The sequence below is a fragment of the Bradyrhizobium sp. Mp19 genome, from assembly GCF_029952935.1.
Taxonomy (GTDB): Bacteria; Pseudomonadota; Alphaproteobacteria; order Rhizobiales; family Xanthobacteraceae; genus Bradyrhizobium; species Bradyrhizobium elkanii.
On sequence record NZ_JASAUT010000012.1, the window covers coordinates 139,987 to 154,999 of the forward strand.

Annotated in this window: 14 protein-coding genes; 5 read left to right on the top strand and 9 right to left on the bottom strand. The window is 62.9% G+C overall.

Features of this window, described 5'->3' with window-relative positions; genetic code table 11:
* The first annotated feature begins 33 nt into the window (after window positions 1–33).
* On the top strand, window positions 34–1,317 hold the full coding sequence (locus tag QJT82_RS16765) for an ABC transporter substrate-binding protein (protein WP_028343073.1): 1,284 nt from the start codon (window positions 34–36) through the stop codon (window positions 1,315–1,317).
* A 181-nt stretch (window positions 1,318–1,498) separates the two neighbouring features.
* Window positions 1,499–2,338 (top strand): ABC transporter ATP-binding protein, encoded by an 840-nt coding sequence (locus tag QJT82_RS16770; RefSeq protein ID WP_018272667.1) that lies wholly within the window; start codon window positions 1,499–1,501, stop codon window positions 2,336–2,338.
* 64 nt (window positions 2,339–2,402) lie between these two features.
* Here QJT82_RS16770 and QJT82_RS16775 read toward each other — a convergent pair whose 3' ends face one another.
* The gene (locus QJT82_RS16775) at window positions 2,403–3,554 is read right to left on the bottom strand and encodes an AGE family epimerase/isomerase (RefSeq protein ID WP_028343074.1); all 1,152 of its coding nucleotides are present in this window, start codon (window positions 3,552–3,554) and stop codon (window positions 2,403–2,405) included.
* A 95-nt stretch (window positions 3,555–3,649) separates the two neighbouring features.
* Here QJT82_RS16775 and QJT82_RS16780 point away from each other — a divergent pair, with 95 nt between their 5' ends.
* Window positions 3,650–4,873, top strand: coding sequence for an AMP-binding protein (locus QJT82_RS16780; protein WP_028343075.1), 1,224 nt, complete (start codon window positions 3,650–3,652; stop codon window positions 4,871–4,873).
* A 104-nt stretch (window positions 4,874–4,977) separates the two neighbouring features.
* Complete coding sequence (locus QJT82_RS16785) at window positions 4,978–5,508, top strand: HAD family hydrolase (protein WP_028343076.1); 531 nt, start codon at window positions 4,978–4,980, stop codon at window positions 5,506–5,508.
* Between the two features lie 35 nt (window positions 5,509–5,543).
* On the opposite strand, the gene QJT82_RS16790 is transcribed toward QJT82_RS16785, so the two are convergent.
* Genes QJT82_RS16790 through QJT82_RS16800 form a run of 3 tightly spaced genes read right to left on the bottom strand, consistent with a single transcriptional unit; the run spans window position 5,544 to window position 8,185 of the window.
* Window positions 5,544–6,641, bottom strand: coding sequence for a DegT/DnrJ/EryC1/StrS family aminotransferase (locus tag QJT82_RS16790; RefSeq protein WP_259242327.1), 1,098 nt, complete (start codon window positions 6,639–6,641; stop codon window positions 5,544–5,546).
* 18 nt (window positions 6,642–6,659) lie between these two features.
* Complete coding sequence (locus QJT82_RS16795; RefSeq protein ID WP_028343078.1) at window positions 6,660–7,127, bottom strand: acyltransferase; 468 nt, start codon at window positions 7,125–7,127, stop codon at window positions 6,660–6,662.
* Window positions 7,124–8,185, bottom strand: coding sequence for a Gfo/Idh/MocA family oxidoreductase (locus tag QJT82_RS16800; protein WP_028343079.1), 1,062 nt, complete (start codon window positions 8,183–8,185; stop codon window positions 7,124–7,126). Before QJT82_RS16800 ends, QJT82_RS16795 begins: the two co-directional genes overlap by 4 nt.
* A 470-nt stretch (window positions 8,186–8,655) precedes the next feature.
* On the opposite strand from QJT82_RS16800, the gene QJT82_RS16805 reads away from it, so the two are divergent.
* Window positions 8,656–10,032 carry a hypothetical protein gene (locus QJT82_RS16805; protein WP_051448049.1) on the top strand — a complete coding sequence of 459 codons (1,377 nt, stop codon included), beginning with the start codon at window positions 8,656–8,658 and terminating at the stop codon, window positions 10,030–10,032.
* A 55-nt stretch (window positions 10,033–10,087) separates the two neighbouring features.
* On the opposite strand, the gene wecB is transcribed toward QJT82_RS16805, so the two are convergent.
* Genes wecB through QJT82_RS16830 form a run of 5 tightly spaced genes read right to left on the bottom strand, consistent with a single transcriptional unit; the run spans window position 10,088 to window position 14,924 of the window.
* Window positions 10,088–11,134 carry a UDP-N-acetylglucosamine 2-epimerase (non-hydrolyzing) gene (wecB, locus tag QJT82_RS16810; RefSeq protein WP_028343080.1) on the bottom strand — a complete coding sequence of 349 codons (1,047 nt, stop codon included), beginning with the start codon at window positions 11,132–11,134 and terminating at the stop codon, window positions 10,088–10,090.
* Entirely contained in the window at window positions 11,135–12,193 is a 1,059-nt protein-coding gene (locus QJT82_RS16815; protein WP_035632526.1) for an NAD-dependent epimerase/dehydratase family protein, read from the bottom strand. It lies immediately after the preceding gene.
* A 2-nt stretch (window positions 12,194–12,195) separates the two neighbouring features.
* Complete coding sequence (locus tag QJT82_RS16820; protein WP_028343082.1) at window positions 12,196–13,128, bottom strand: NAD-dependent epimerase/dehydratase family protein; 933 nt, start codon at window positions 13,126–13,128, stop codon at window positions 12,196–12,198.
* A gap of 14 nt (window positions 13,129–13,142) precedes the next feature.
* Complete coding sequence (locus QJT82_RS16825; protein ID WP_028343083.1) at window positions 13,143–14,090, bottom strand: NAD-dependent epimerase/dehydratase family protein; 948 nt, start codon at window positions 14,088–14,090, stop codon at window positions 13,143–13,145.
* A 36-nt stretch (window positions 14,091–14,126) separates the two neighbouring features.
* Complete coding sequence (locus QJT82_RS16830; protein ID WP_281446650.1) at window positions 14,127–14,924, bottom strand: NAD-dependent epimerase/dehydratase family protein; 798 nt, start codon at window positions 14,922–14,924, stop codon at window positions 14,127–14,129.
* Window positions 14,925–15,013: the final 89 nt, after the last annotated feature.

Genomic DNA, 15,013 nt, shown 5'->3' on the forward strand with positions numbered 1-15,013 from the left:
TCGGTTCAACGAATAAGCAGGAGGAAAGCAAAAATGACGATTAGATCCCTTTTGAGCTCGGTCTCCGTTGCGCTGCTGATCAGCAGCGCGGCCGCCACCGCGCAGGCGCAAATCGCCATCGGCCATCTGCAGGACCTCTCGGGCGGCACGTCCGACGTCGGCACCCCCTATGGTCAGGGCGTCGCGGACACCTTCGCCTGGGTCAACAAGAACGGCGGTATCGGCGGCAAGCAGCTCAATGTCGACAGCAACGACTATGGCTACCAGGTGCCGCGCGCCATCGCGCTGTACAAGAAGTGGTCGGCGCCCGACGGCAAGGTCGCGGCGATCATGGGCTGGGGCACGGCGGATACCGAAGCCCTCACCGGCTTCCTGGCGCAGGACAAGATCCCGGACATCTCCGGCTCCTACGCCGCCGCGCTGACCGATCCGGAAGGCACCAGCGGCAAGGCCAAGCCCGCACCGTACAATTTCTTCTACGGTCCGAGCTATTCGGACTCGATGCGCGCGATGCTGACCTGGGCCGCGGAGGACTGGAAGGCCAAGGGCAAACCCGGCAAGCCGAAATTCGTCCACATGGGCGCCAACCATCCGTATCCGAACGCGCCGAAGGCGGCCGGTGAAGCGCTGGCGACCGAGCTCGGCTTCGAGGTGCTGCCGCCGCTGGTGTTCGCCCTGTCGCCCGGCGACTACTCGGCGCAGTGTCTCAGCCTGAAAAGCTCCGGCGCGAATTATGCCTATCTCGGCAACACGGCGGCCTCGAACATCTCGGTGCTGAAGGCCTGCAAGACCGCCGGCGTCGACGTCCAGTTCCTCGGCAATGTCTGGGGCATGGACGAGAACGCGGCGAAGACCGCCGGCGATGCAGCCGACGGCGTGATCTTCCCGCTCCGCACGGCGGTGAGCTGGGGCGGCAACGCGCCCGGCATGAAGACGGTGATGGAAATCTCCAAGATGTCCGACCCGTCCGGCAAGGTCTATCGGCCGGTGCACTACATCGCCGCGGTCTGCAGCGCGCTCTATCTGAAGGAAGCGCTCGACTGGGCCGCCAAGAACGGCGGCGCCACCGGCGAGAACGTCGCCAAGGGCTTCTACCAGAAGAAGGATTGGGTGCCGGCCGGCATGGACGGCGTCTGCAATCCCTCGACCTGGACCGAAAAGGATCACCGCCCGACCACGAAGGTCGACCTGTATCGCTCGAAGATCTCGGGCGCGACCGATGGCGACATCAACGACCTGATGGCCAAAGGCACGATCAAGCTCGAGAAGGTGAAGACCGTCGAACTGCCGCGCAAACCCGAATGGTTTGGCTGGTGAGGTCGTGGGGCTGCCACCCAGCGCAGCCTCGACAACAATCGTCATCCCCCGCGAAAGCGGGGGATCCAGTACGCTGCGGCCTCTCGATTGATCGCCGGCGCCTCTGGAATCCTGGGTCACCCGCTCGAGTGCGCAGTTGCGCACGAAACGCGGGTGACGACAGTGGAGAGTGATCGAGACCATGAACGAAACCCTCGAAGCCACCCGCCCGGGGCCGACGGCCGTCCCGCCGCCGCCGCTGCTCAGCATCAACAACATTGAGGTCGTCTATGACGACGTCATCCTGGTGCTGCGCGGCCTCAGCCTCGAGGTGCCGAAGGGCGCGATCGTGGCGCTGCTCGGCGCCAACGGCGCCGGCAAGTCGACCACGCTGAAGGCGATCTCCGGCCTGCTCAAGACCGAGGACGGCGAGGTCACCCGCGGCGAGATCCTGTTCGAGGGCCAGCGCATCAACGGCATCGATCCGGACAAGATCGTCCGCCGCGGCATCTTCCAGGTGATGGAAGGCCGCCGCATCGTCGCCGACATGACGTCGCTGGAGAACCTGCGGCTCGGCGCCTTCACCCGGCGCGACGGCGAGGTCTCTGATGACATCGACATGGTGTTCAAGTATTTCCCGCGCCTGAAGGAGCGCACCGGCCTCGCCGGCTATCTCTCCGGCGGCGAGCAGCAGATGCTCGCGATCGGCCGCGCGCTGATGGCCCGTCCGAAGATGATCCTGATGGACGAGCCGTCGATGGGGCTGTCGCCGCTGCTCGTCAAGGAAGTGTTCGCGATCATCAAGGAGATCAACCGCGACCTCGGCGTCACGATCCTCCTGGTCGAGCAGAATGCGCGCGCCGCGCTCTCGGTCGCGAGCCATGGCTACATCATGGAACAGGGCAAGGTGGTGCTCGACGGCTCCGCCGACGAGCTGCGCGACAATGAGGACGTCAAGGAATTCTACCTCGGCGGCGCCGGCGACCAGCGCAAGAGCTTCAAGAACCTGAAGAGCTTCAAGCGGCGCAAGCGCTGGCTGTGAGGATATCGAGCGTTTTCGGGCGGAGTTGCGTGTGCAGAAAACGCGTCAGACCAGGAAGGCGGTCCTATCCGAGCACCTGCTCGGCTTCAGTGACCGCGCAAAGCACATGATAGAACGACGACGCCGGGATCGTGGCGACCAGCGAATTGCCGTCGCGGTCGAACTGATCGTACCAGCCGCCGGTCACGGGATGGCCGAGATAGTGCCGCTCGAGCAGCACCAGCGCAGCGCGCGCCTCGTCCGCCGCGCCGGCTTCGCCCGACTCGGCTTGCGCGATCCACGCCTTCGCCAGCTCGCTCTGCGGCCACAGCCGCCGTGTGTGGCGGCGAATGTTGCCCTCGGCGTCGCCCTCGTCGACCAGGCAGCCGGTGGCCGCGTCGCGATAGCGCAGCGCCGATGCCAGCAGCTCGCCGCGCGGGCGCCCGGTCGGGCAGCCGGTGATGCGCTCGAATCCCTTCAGCAGCCAGACCCATTCCGCGAGGTGCCCGGGCTCGACGCTGACCGGCGGGATCTTCGACCAGTCCTCCTCGAAATATTCGCCGAGAGTGCGCGTCTGCTTGTCGTAGAGGTTGGCGAGGAACAGCGCGAAGAAATCGCCGGCGCGGTTCTGGAACGACAAGTCGTGGGTCGCGTCGAAGCAGGCGATCATCGCCTCGAACAGATGCATCTGCGGGTTCTGCCGGCGCGGCATCGAGGGCGGCAGGCCCTCGTGGAAGCCGCCATGGGGCGAGCGCAGCTGGGTGTCGAGGAACGACAGCAGCGCGTCGATCTCGGCGCGGATCTGGGAGTCCTGGTCGAGGCTGTAGACGGTCGCGAGCGCGAGCAGCACGAAGGCGTGGCCGTAGGTGTCGCGCAGCGGATCGTGCACGCCGCCCTCCGCGGTCAGGCTGTAGACGAAGCCGGGCCGGCCGTCCGGCGCCTTGGCCTTGGCCAGCAGGTAGTCCAGCCCTTTCAGCGCGACCGCGCGTCCTTCCGGATACCAGCCGAGCTGGGCCGCCTTGGCGTAGCAATAGATCTGGCGCGCCTGCACCATGATCCGGCGCGGGGCGGCGCGGTCCGCTGTCCCGTCCTGATGCAGCCGGTCGACAAAGCCGCCGGCGGTGCTGTCCCAGCCTGCGGTCGACCACAGCGGCAGGGCCTCGCCAATGATGCGGCGCTTCAGCCTCGCGACGACGTCGGCGGCCCCGTCCGCCGCAACGCTCTCTGCCTCAGCCATCGTGCTCCCTGGAACCGTCCCAATGTCAGCGGTCACCGTCTGATAGCACGGGCGGACCGGCACGCAACCCGCGCACATCCTCTCAAGGACCTGCCATGACCGACCATTACGACGCCCTTGAAACGCGCGATCCGGCCGAGCGCGAGGCCGCGTTGTTCGCCCGACTGCCCGAGGTGCTGCGCAAGGCGATGGCGGCGCCCGCCTATGCCAACCTGTTGAGGGGCACCGATCCCGCCTCCATCACCAGCCGGGAGGCGCTGGCGGGACTGCCGGTGCTGCGCAAGTCGGAACTGCCGGCCCTGCACAAGGCCGCCCCGCCGTTCGGCGGCTTCGTGGCCGACACGCCCGGCTCGTTCGCCCGGCTGTTCACCTCGCCCGGACCGATCTTCGAGCCCGAGGGCCGCCAGGCGGACCCCTGGCGCGGCGCCCGGGCGCTGTTCGCGGCGGGCTTTCGCGAGAGGGATGTGGTGCTGAACACCTTCAGCTATCACCTCACCCCCGGCGGCTTCATCTTCGATGCTTCCGCGCGGGCGCTCGGCTGTGCGGTGATCCCGGCGGGCCCCGGCAATACCGAGCAGCAATTCGAGCTGATCGAGGCCTATCGCCCGGTCGGCTATAGCGGCACCCCGGACTTCCTGAAGATCCTGCTCGACGCGGCCGCCACCGCCGGCCGTGACGTATCGTCGATCAAGCGCGCGCTGGTCTCAGGCGCGGCATTTCCGAAATCGCTGCAGGAGGAGATGAAGTCGCGCGGCGTCGAGGCCTACCAGGCCTTCGGCACCGCCGATCTCGGCCTGATCGCGTTCGAGACGGCGGCGCGCGAGGGAATGACGGTCAACGAGGACCTGATCCTGGAGATCGTCAAGCCCGGCACCGGCGATCCCGTTGCGCCGGGTGACGTCGGCGAGATCGTGGTGACCTCGCTCGATCCGCACCATCCCTGGATACGCCTCGCGCTCGGCGACCTGACCGCTGCCCTGCCCGGCGCGAGCCGGTGCGGGCGCACCAACATGCGCATCAAGGGCTGGATGGGCCGCGCCGACCAAACCACCAAGGTGAAGGGGATGTTCGTGCGCCCCGAGCAGATCGCGGAGATCGGCAAGCGCCATCCCGAGCTTGGACGGCTGCGCCTCGTCGTCACGCGCGCCGGCGAGGCCGACGCGATGACGTTGAGAGCCGAATGTGCCTCGGCGCCGGATACCCTGTTGAGCGAAGTTGCAGCGACGCTGCGTGCGGTCACCAAGCTGGGGGGCACCGTCGAACTCGTCGGCACCGGCTCGCTGCCGAACGACGGCAAGGTGATTGCGGACGAGCGATAGTTCTCGCGACTCGCCCGGGCGTGGTCAGTCCGCATTTGTCGTGCGCGGCATTGTGAACTAATGAGCTAGTTCATGCCTCGTGGAGACGAACGGATCATCACCTCATGAGCAGCGCTTCCGGAGATCAGCCGCGAAGACCAGCGGTCTTCTTCGATCGGGACGGCGTCCTGAACCAGGACATCGGTTACCTCTTCGAAAGCCACAGGCTGCTCTGGATCGACGGCGCGCGCGAGGCGGTCAAGGCGGTCAACGACATGGGGTATTTTGCGTTCGTCGTGACCAACCAGTCGGGCGTCGCAAGGGGTCTCTACGAGGAGACGCACGTCCGGCAGCTTCACGAGTGGATGGCCGATGAGCTCGGCAGGATCGGCGCGCATATCGACGCCTTCGAATACTGCCCGTTCCATCCTGAAGGGACGGTTGAACGATATCGGCAGGTCAGCCACCGGCGCAAACCGTCGCCGGGCATGATCAATGATCTGCTGGAACGCTTTCCGGTCGACGTCGAACGCAGCTTTCTGGTCGGCGATCAACCGACGGATCTCGAGGCGGCACGTGCGGCCGGGCTGAAGGGCTACCTGTTCTCAGGCTCCAATCTGGAGCTGTTCCTGAGGCCCCTGCTGCTCGGGAGCTGAAGACCACAGCGTCAGGCGCGTGGTCGCGATCGCGATCAGAACTTCCGGATCAGCTCGATCACCTCGTCCTGCTGCTGGCGCGTGATCTCAGCGAACATCGGCAGCGAGAGAATCCGGCCCTGATCGCGATGCGCGTTGGGGAACTGCTCCGGCCGATGCTCGAACCGCGCATAGGCCGGCAGGAACGGCAGCGCGGTGGGATAGTTGATGGCGGTCTGCACGCCGTTGGCGTTGAGATGGGCGGCGAGCGCGTCGCGGCGCGGATGCCTGATCGTGTAGAGGTGATAGACGTGGCTGCGTGCCGGCGCGACCTCGGGCACCACGACATCCTCGATCTGGTTGAGGCCGGCATCATAGACCTCGGCCGCGGCCTGTCGGGCCTCGGTCCAGGCGGCGAGGTGCGGCAGCTTGGCCGAGAGGATCGCCGCCTGCATGCCGTCGAGCCGGCTGTTGATGCCTTCGATGTGGTGCTGGTGCTTCACCAGTCCACCATGGCGCGCCAGCATGGCCATCTGCTCGGCGAGCGCCGCGTCGCTGGTGACGACCGCGCCGGCATCGCCCATCGCGCCGAGATTCTTGCCGGGATAGAATGAATAGGTCGCGGCCGCGCCGAAGGTGCCGACCATGCGGCCCTTGTAGCGCGCGAGATGGGCCTGGGCGCAATCCTCGACCACCCACAGCCTGTGCTTCTGCGCGATCGCCATGATCGAGTCCATGTCCGCGGGCTGGCCGTACAGATGCACCGGGATGATGCCGACCGTGCGCGGCGTGATCGCGGCCTCGATGGCCGCCGGATCGATCGTGAACGTCGCCTCGTCGGTGTCGCAGAAGACGACGGTGGCACCGGAATGGGTGATCATCGCCGCGGTCGAGATCCAGGAATGCGCCGTCGTAATCACCTCGTCGCCCGGCTTCACCTTCAGCGCCCGCATGGCAAGGTAAAGCGCGTCGGTGCCGTTGGCGCAGGACACGCAATGAGCGACCTCGGCCGCCGCCGCAAATTCGCGCTCGAAGGCGTCGACATAGCTGCCGCGAATGAAGGCGTTGTCGCGGATCACGCCGGCGATCGCAGCGTCGATCTCGCCCTTGATGGACTGGTATTGCAGTTGCAGGTCGGCATACGGCACCGCCATCGATATTCCCCTATTGCCCTATTGGCTCGTCAGCAGCCGGCGCGCCGGATTGCCGGCATAGGTGCCTGATATCGTGATGTCCTTGGTCACCACCGATCCGGCGCCGATGACGACGTCGTCGACGATCCTGACCGGCATGATCGTCGCATTGGAGCCGATCGACACCCGGTTGCCGATCACCGTCTCGCGCCACAGCTCCTTGCGTCCACGCGCCGGGCCGCCGGTGGAGAACGTGTCGTTGACGAACATCACACCGTGGCCGACGAAACAATCCTCGCCGATGGTGACGAGCTCGCAGACGAAGGCATGCGACTGCACGCGGGTGCGCGCCCCCACGATCACGCCCTTCTGGATTTCGGTGAAGGGGCCGACGAAGCAGTCGTCGCCGAGCTTGCAGCCATAGAGGTTGCAGGGCTCGACGATCTTGACGCGTTCGCCGAACGCGACATCGCGCACGGTGGCCTGATGCACCTCCGGCCGGTTCACGAAACGACGCCCAGCCGGCTCAGCCGTGGCGTGAAGCGCAGCGCGACCTCCTCGCCGGTCTCGATCGACTCATAGAGGGCCGAGATCAGCTCCAGGCTCTTGCGGCCCTCGAGCCCGTCGACCAGCGCGGCGCGCTGGTTCACCAGACAATCGACCACATGGTGATAATAGGCCTGATGGCCGAAGCCGTAGACGTTGGGCGGGTTGACCGAGAACTTCTCCACGACGTCCTTGTCCGACGGCAGCTCGTCGACAAAGCGCCAGTGCCGGATCTGATTGACCGCGAAGCCCGAAATCTCGACCGTGCCCTTTTCGCCCAGGATCGAGAGCGAGCCCTCAAGATCGGTCGGGCGCGCCGCGGTGGTCGCCTCGATGATCCCGAGCGAGCCGTTGCGGAACTTCAGCGTCGCGACGGCCGTATCCTCGGTTTCGATATTGGCCAGTGCCGTTGCCGCGCGCGCATGCACGCTCACCACGTCGCCGAAGAACCACTCCAGCATGTCGACATGGTGGCTTGCCTGATTGGTCAGCACGCCGCCGTCATAGGCCCAGGTGCCGCGCCAATCGTCCTGGTCGTAATAGGCCTGGTCGCGGCACCAGCGCACCCGGACCGTCCCCAGGATGAGTTTGCCGAAGCGGCCGGCGTCGAGCGCCTCGCGCGCCTTGACCACCGGCACGTTGAAGCGGTTCTGCTTGACGATGAACATCTTGACGCCGGCCTGGTCGCAGGCCCGGATCATGTCGTCGGCGTCCTGCAGCCGCAGCGCCATGGGCTTCTCAACCACGATGTGCTTGCCGGCCTTGGCGCAGGCGATCACATGCGCGGGATGCAGCCCGCTCGGCGTCAGCACGGCGACGGCATCGATGTCCTTCCGCGCCAGGAATTCGTCCATGTCGTAATGGGCCGCAACGCCGAACTTCCCGGCAACCGCATCGGCGCGCGCGCGGATCGGATCGCAGACCGCGACCAGGCTCGCTCCCTCGATGTGATTGCCACCCAGGAGATCCGAGTGACGCTTGGCGATACGCCCGCACCCGAGCAGGCCAAATCTGATCATGCAACAGGCCCTGTCTTGTCTCGTGGCCGGCCATTGCAGCCGGCCGAAGAGCCGAGGGAACAAGCGGCCTTGCGAGCCGCGCGATAACGTCCATTACCCAGAAAACTCGGGGTAAGGCAAGGCCATGCACCAGTCAGGCGGCGTGGCCGCGGCACCACGATTTCGCGCTGCCTCGGCGCGCTTGGCCTTTGTGAGCGTGGCAAGGGTGCTTGCGACAAGCCTCGCCAGGTAACGGCGATCCGATCGGGGACATCCGCTCCCCTACCCCGCGGAGCAACAAGCGGCATTTGCGTTATTAACCAGGAATAATAGGATGAAGGACCGGCATTGTTCTTGTCGTCTTATCGGCGTCGTGCCATGCCCCTGGCTCGAAAGGCGGCATCGGTTGGCGATCGCGGGTTAGTCTGCCGAATACGATGACTATCCACGAGACGGTCCAAACGCGCAGCCCGATACGGCGGTAGGTGAGAATGAACGATCGCGCTATTCAGCTGGAGCCTGGTTTCGGATGGCGCCAGGCAAAGCTTGCCCTGCTTGCCTATGCCCACGTCGTGGTTTGCTGCATCTCGCTGTACTGCATCACGATCACCGATTCCTTCCCGGGTGTCATCGCCTTCGACAAGTCACACCTGGCATCCGCAATCGTCAACGTGTTGGCGTTCAGTCCCGTCGTCATCCTGTTCGCAATCAGTCGCTTCAGCTTTGGCTATCTCGTCGGCTTCTATTTCTACATCATGGTCCTGGGGTATCTCTGGCTGATCGAATTTTCGGTGCTCGATTACGATCATCGCCTGGCGCTCGCCTCGATCGTGCTTTCGGCGCTCGCATTCCTCGCCCCCGTGCTGTTCATCACCGCGCCGGTACGGCAGGCCGTCGTCATGCCGGCGCGCGCCTTTCACATGATGCCTTCCGTCATCCTGATTGCCTCGGCCGCAATCATCGGCATCGGGTCTCTCTACAACCTCAAGCTGGTCGATCTCGCCGAGATCTACAAATATCGCGCGGAGCTCGCGTTGCCCGGCGTCCTGCGATATGCGGTCTGGATGGTCTCGAACGCCCTGTTGCCGTTCGCCTTCGCCTGCTTCGTCGCCAGCAAGCGGATCTGGCAGGCAGGGGCCGCTCTGCTTCTGATGCTGATGTTCTACCCGATCATGCTGACCAAGATGGCGCTGTTTGCTCCGGTCTGGCTGCTGTTTCTCGCGCTGATCTGCAAGCTGGCTGAGGCCAGGGTCACGACGATCCTGTCGTTTTTCCTGCCTATCCTGATCGGCACTATCCTGTTCTTCCTGGTCAAGGCCGAGGTGCTGCCGCTCAAGCCCGCACTGGTTTATTTCGGCACCGTCAACACCAGGATGGTTGCGATCCCGTCGCTCGCGCTTGAAGTCTACAACAACTACTTCTCGGCGCACCCGCTGACCCATTTCTGCCAGATCAACGCGTTGAAGCTCGTGGTTGCATGCGCCTATGACGAGCCGATATGGGCCGTCATGGCCAAGGCCTACGATCTCGGCGCCTTCAACGCTTCGCTGTTCGCCACCGAAGGGGTCGCTTCGGTCGGCCTCGTGCTCGCCCCGGTATCCGCGCTGGGCTGCGGCCTGATCATTGCCCTCGGCAATCGCCTGTCGTCCGGCTTGCCCGCGCAATTCGTGCTGCTCTCCGCGGGGCTGCTCCCCCAGGTTCTCCTCAATGTACCGCTTTCGACCGCCTTGCTGACGAACGGCACCGGGCTGCTGTTCTTGCTCTGGTACGTTACGCCGCGGTCAGCATTCGACCAGACGGCAGCGTCGACGACTGCGGCAAGCGAACGCCTGCAAAATGGGGGCTTGCAGCAGGTCGTCCTGAACTGAATCGAGCAGCGGAGGCTACGAAGCTTCAGTACTCGGCAGTTACGCTTCGATCAACCTAAGCCAAGCCGCCAGAACTCAACAAACGCGTGACATTATAGGCTGCGCGACCGGTCCCGTATTCCTCTATCTCGCGCCGAACGGCCTGCGCCGGTTGCATCCAGAGCCGATTCCAGCCGTGTGCAATCGTTTCCGTCCACTCGGTTTCGTCACGCAGTGTGGTGCAGGGCACGCGATGGAAATAGGCCTCCTTCTGGACGCCTCCCGAGTCCGTATAGACTTCAATTGCGTTGTGCAGAAGCTTGGCCATATCGAAGTAGCCGACTGGATCGATGATCTTCAAGCCGTCGAGAGCAACTCCCATACGCAAAGCCGCCTGTCGGGTGCGCGGGTGCAGCGGTAGAACAACAGGGTATTTCTGCGACTGATCCTGCAGAAACCGCACGACGGCCAGAAGCTGCTCCCGGTCGTCGGTGTTTTCAGCGCGATGGATCGTAGCAAGCGAATATGTCTTCGGGACCAGCCCGAGGCTGGTGAGTATGGTCGAACTTTCCTCGGCCTTGTCCGTCACGAACAAAGTCGCATCGTACATCACGTCGCCGACGTGATGTACGCCCTTGGTTACGCCCTCGGCGGCGAGATTGGCAACGGCCGCGGCCGTCGGACAGAAATTCAACGTGGCAAGATGGTCGGTTACCAACCGATTGATTTCCTCCGGCATCCGGCGATTGAACGAACGAAGCCCCGCTTCAACGTGCGCGACCGGAATGTGCAACTTCGACGCCGCGAGCGAGCCGACCAAAGTCGAATTGGTGTCACCATAGACGACAACCCAGTCGGGCCTTTCCGTGAGCAGGATAGGCTCGATCGCGATCAGCATACGTCCCGTCATGTCGGCGTGACCACCGCCATGGATATCGAGATGATGCTGCGGCTTTGGAATATCCAGCTCCTCGAAGAACACGTCGGACATGTTCGGGTCGAAATGCTGACCGGTATGCACCATTACTTCCGTGAGTCCGTTGGTCTCGCGGATCGCACGACTGACAGCCGCCGCCTTGATGAATTGCGGACGGGCGCCGACAACCGTGAGAATCTTCAGCATTCAGGAATACCTTGCGACATCGGGCAGCTGCGCAACGTGATTTCGCATGCAGCCGATGATGCGCTCGCGATTTGCGCGCGTCCAATCGATGGTTTTCCGAAGACCATCCTCGTGCGCCACGGTCGCGACGAAGCCGAGTTTCTCACGCGCCTTGGCCGGATCGCCGAAGCGCTGCCCGGACCTGTCCCAATCCCGCGCCGGCGTCAGCGCGATCGGCGTCACATTGCCAACGATGGAATTCACGCGGGTCGCCAGTTCAAGAATGCTGGTTTCGACGCCAGAGGCGAGATTGTAGATTTCGCCGGGCTCGCCCGAAAGCGCGCACGCCATCAATCCTCTCGCCATGTCTTCCACATAGATGAAGTCACGAGATGCGATCCCGCCGTTCTCAACCGGCAAGGCGTCGTCGTGCAGCGCTCTCCATATGAAAGTCGGCGTAACGTTTCTCCATACGGTATGCACCGTTCCGCGCCAGCGGCCGGCGCCAAGAATCTCGCCGGGACCGTAAACGTTCTGAAAGCGCGCCTTCACAAACGGCAGCTTGTACCGCGCAAAGTAGTAGTTGCCGTACATCTCGCCGATCAGCTTCGAAATCGAGTACGGACTGTCGTGAAACAGAGAAACCGGCGCATCCTCTCGCGTAGCCTCGGCCCCTTGGAAGGTCTTCTCGGCCACGGCACAGCCTGCGGCGGCGTACACAACCTTCTGTAACGAGCCAATGCTCTTGAGCCTTTCAAAGAGCTTCAGACTTGTGAGCGTATTGTTCTCGTGATCCGCGAGCGGATCGGCGATCGACGACTGATTGCCGTGATAGCAGGCCAGGTGAAACACGTAGTCCAGATTTTCCGGCAACGCCGCAAGAACTGCGTCATCCGCGATGGAGTTCCGAATGAATTCGACCCGTGGATCGTCCGGCACGTTTGAAATGTCAGCCGACAACAGGTTGTCGACTATGACGACCCGAGCTGGTGCCTGCTCCAGCAGCTTCTTGACGAGATTTGATCCGACGAATCCAGCCCCGCCAACGACAAGGACAGTGGCTCCATTGAAAGAATTCATCTTCACCCCTTAGGTGCAGCCAGGTGACTGTAGACGTCCGTCACTCCGTGGGCGTCGTACCACGAGAGCTGCCGCCGAATTGTCTCTTGAAACGAAACCTTTGCCTTCCAGCCCAGGACCTCTTGCGTCCTGGTAGGATCCGGTACCACGGACGGAACATCATCCTCTCCGACAGGCACCACCTTGACATCCGGATCGGCCGGCAGCTGCAGATGCGATCGGACCAGATCGTATACGTCCTTGATGGAATGTCCCGTTCCGCTGGATACGTTGAAGATGCCGGTCGGCGCGCCGTCGCCCGTCGCAATGTCTACTGCGGCGAGGAAATCGGACATATCGAGGAAATCCCGGTAGGCCGCCGTGCAGAAGCATGCCTGTCCCGCCTTCAGTCGCTTGTAGAAGGTCGGGATCGGACCGATTGCGAGGCGCGGGCCCGCGACGTTCGCAAGGCGCAGGGAAACGAAAGGCAGGCCGCTCATGGCCAGATATTGCTCGCCGGCAACCTTTGAAATGCCATAGCTCGTGAACGGCCGCAGCGGATGCTCGACGGCAATAGGCGTGCTCTCGGGACGCCCGTAGCACAAGACGGTCTGGAAATTTATGATCCGGCGAATACCCGCGGTCCGCGCGAGTTCAATGAGATTCGCGGTTCCCTCAACGTTCGTTGCGATGTCCTCACGCCAGTTTGCCGGATCCTTATAGGAAGCGGCCGAATGTACCAGGTGAGTTGGAGAAAATTCGGCAAAGGCTTTCGCCACCAGATCACGATCGGCAATCGAACCTTCGACGAGATGTAAGCCCGGAAGCGCGGGCACGACCTCACGCTTGCCGGTCGCGAAATTGTCGATGACAAGGATTTCGTGCCCCTGCGGCAACCAGTGCTCGATAAGATTCGAGCCGAGGCACCCCGCCCCGCCAGTGATAATGATGCGCATCGAACTTGATCCGATCAGGTGCGGATTTCCGCACGCGCTTCCTTCAGGTGTGTGTAGCCACCGACGACGCCCTCCCTCTGCCAGCGCTCAACCGACAGACGGGCGATCTCATCGAGCGACGTGAACTCAACTGCGCCGAAGTCCTTGAACGTGCGTTCGGGGTCCAGAAGGATGGAAGCGGCATCATCCGGACCAAGCGGCTTAACCTCGGGCTCCGGATAGTCGTTGATCTTCATTGCCCGCACGACTGCGTCGTAGAGCTCCTTGATCGCGACGTCCTTGCCCGAGGAAAAATGATAGGTGCCGCGACCGACCCCATCGGCGGCCCTGACAACGACCTTTGCCAAATCACCCGCATAACAAAAGTCCCGCCGGGCTGGCGTAACGAAACACTTCTGTCCCTTCGCCAACCGGCCATAGAAAATCGGCAGCGGACCGGATACGTTTCTTGGTCCGATTACGTTGGCGAGCCTGAAAGTGACCCAATCCACGCCAGAAAACTGCACGTAGTTCTCCCCGGCCGTCTTCGAGATAGCATAGCTCGAATTGACGGGATTGATCGGATGATCGAGTGGGATCGGGGACTGTAGCGGCTTGGTGCCATAGCAAAGCGCCGTCTGAAAGTAGATCAGGCGAGATACGCCGAAGGTCTTGCAGGCCTTCGCGACGTTTGCCGTGCCGACGGCATTCACCAGAGCGTCGGTTCCCCAATCCTCCGGGTCCTTGTAGGACGCCGCGGTATGAACGACGATCTCGGGCCGAAAATCTGAAAACAGTCGATTGATCACGTCCGCATTCGCGATCGTGTCTTCGACCAAGGTCAGGTTTTCATGTTTGGTCAGATTGTCGGCCCGGCCGGTCGTATAGTTGTCGATCGCAACCACCTCGTCGCCGCGCGACAAGAACATATCGATGACGGTTGATCCGACCTGGCCGGCGCCGCCGGTGACAAAGATTTTCATCCGATTACCCAGATTTGAGAAAGTCAGCTACTGTTGCTAAATCCGGTAGTAGTCCCGGTACCATTTGACGAAGCGCGCGACACCTTCCTCGATTGGTGTCGCGGGCCGAAAGCCGATATCCCGCTCAAGATCCTTGACGTCGGCGTAGGTCGCCTCGACATCGCCGGGCTGCATCGGCAGCATCTCCCTCACCGCCACCTTACCCAACTCCTTCTCGAGGAGCGAGATGACATATGTCAGTTCCTCGGGCTTGTTGTTCCCGATATTGTAGATCTTCCACGGAGCGCTGCTGGTCGCTCGGTCGGGTTTGTCGCTGTTCCAATCCTGGAGGCCCTGCGGCGCTCGATCGATGAGACGAACGACGCCCTGGCTAACGTCGTCGACATAGGTGAAGTCCCGACGCATTCGACCGTGATTGAAGAGCCGGATTGGCTCTCCAGCCAGAATGGATCTGGCAAAAATGAACATCGCCATATCGGGACGGCCCCACGGGCCATACACCGTGAAAAAACGCAGCCCCGTCGTGGGAAGGCGATAAAGATGGCTATAGGAATGAGCCATCAACTCGTTTGCCCTCTTGGAAGCCGCGTAGAGACTGATCGGATGATCGACGCCATCTTCGGTCGAGAACGGGAGCTTGGAGTTTGCGCCATAGACCGAGGATGACGACGCGTAAACCAGGTGTTGACATCCGTTATGCCGGCATCCCTCCAGGATGTTGAGGAAGCCCTGCATATTCGCGTCGACATACGCGTGCGGATCTTGGATTGAATATCGGACGCCGGCCTGCGCAGCCAGATGAATCACCTTGGCAAAGCGACACCGATCGAACAGCGCTTTCGCCTCCCGAAGTCGGAGGCCAAGCGGTCTTAGGAAGACAAATATGTCTGGCAACTCCTTGGCTCACAGAACGACATGGCTAC

Excerpts from the sequence above, each read along its gene's own strand:
- QJT82_RS16765 (WP_028343073.1), top strand. The coding sequence starts at position 34 with ATGACGATTAGATCCCTTTTGAGCTCGGTCTCCGTTGCGCTGCTGATC.
- QJT82_RS16770 (WP_018272667.1), top strand. The coding sequence starts at position 1,499 with ATGAACGAAACCCTCGAAGCCACCCGCCCGGGGCCGACGGCCGTCCCG.
- QJT82_RS16775 (WP_028343074.1), bottom strand. The coding sequence starts at position 3,554 with ATGGCTGAGGCAGAGAGCGTTGCGGCGGACGGGGCCGCCGACGTCGTC.
- QJT82_RS16780 (WP_028343075.1), top strand. The coding sequence starts at position 3,650 with ATGACCGACCATTACGACGCCCTTGAAACGCGCGATCCGGCCGAGCGC.
- QJT82_RS16785 (WP_028343076.1), top strand. The coding sequence starts at position 4,978 with ATGAGCAGCGCTTCCGGAGATCAGCCGCGAAGACCAGCGGTCTTCTTC.
- QJT82_RS16790 (WP_259242327.1), bottom strand. The coding sequence starts at position 6,641 with ATGGCGGTGCCGTATGCCGACCTGCAACTGCAATACCAGTCCATCAAG.
- QJT82_RS16800 (WP_028343079.1), bottom strand. The coding sequence starts at position 8,185 with ATGATCAGATTTGGCCTGCTCGGGTGCGGGCGTATCGCCAAGCGTCAC.
- QJT82_RS16805 (WP_051448049.1), top strand. The coding sequence starts at position 8,656 with ATGAACGATCGCGCTATTCAGCTGGAGCCTGGTTTCGGATGGCGCCAG.
- wecB (WP_028343080.1), bottom strand. The coding sequence starts at position 11,134 with ATGCTGAAGATTCTCACGGTTGTCGGCGCCCGTCCGCAATTCATCAAG.
- QJT82_RS16815 (WP_035632526.1), bottom strand. The coding sequence starts at position 12,193 with ATGAATTCTTTCAATGGAGCCACTGTCCTTGTCGTTGGCGGGGCTGGA.
- QJT82_RS16820 (WP_028343082.1), bottom strand. The coding sequence starts at position 13,128 with ATGCGCATCATTATCACTGGCGGGGCGGGGTGCCTCGGCTCGAATCTT.
- QJT82_RS16825 (WP_028343083.1), bottom strand. The coding sequence starts at position 14,090 with ATGAAAATCTTTGTCACCGGCGGCGCCGGCCAGGTCGGATCAACCGTC.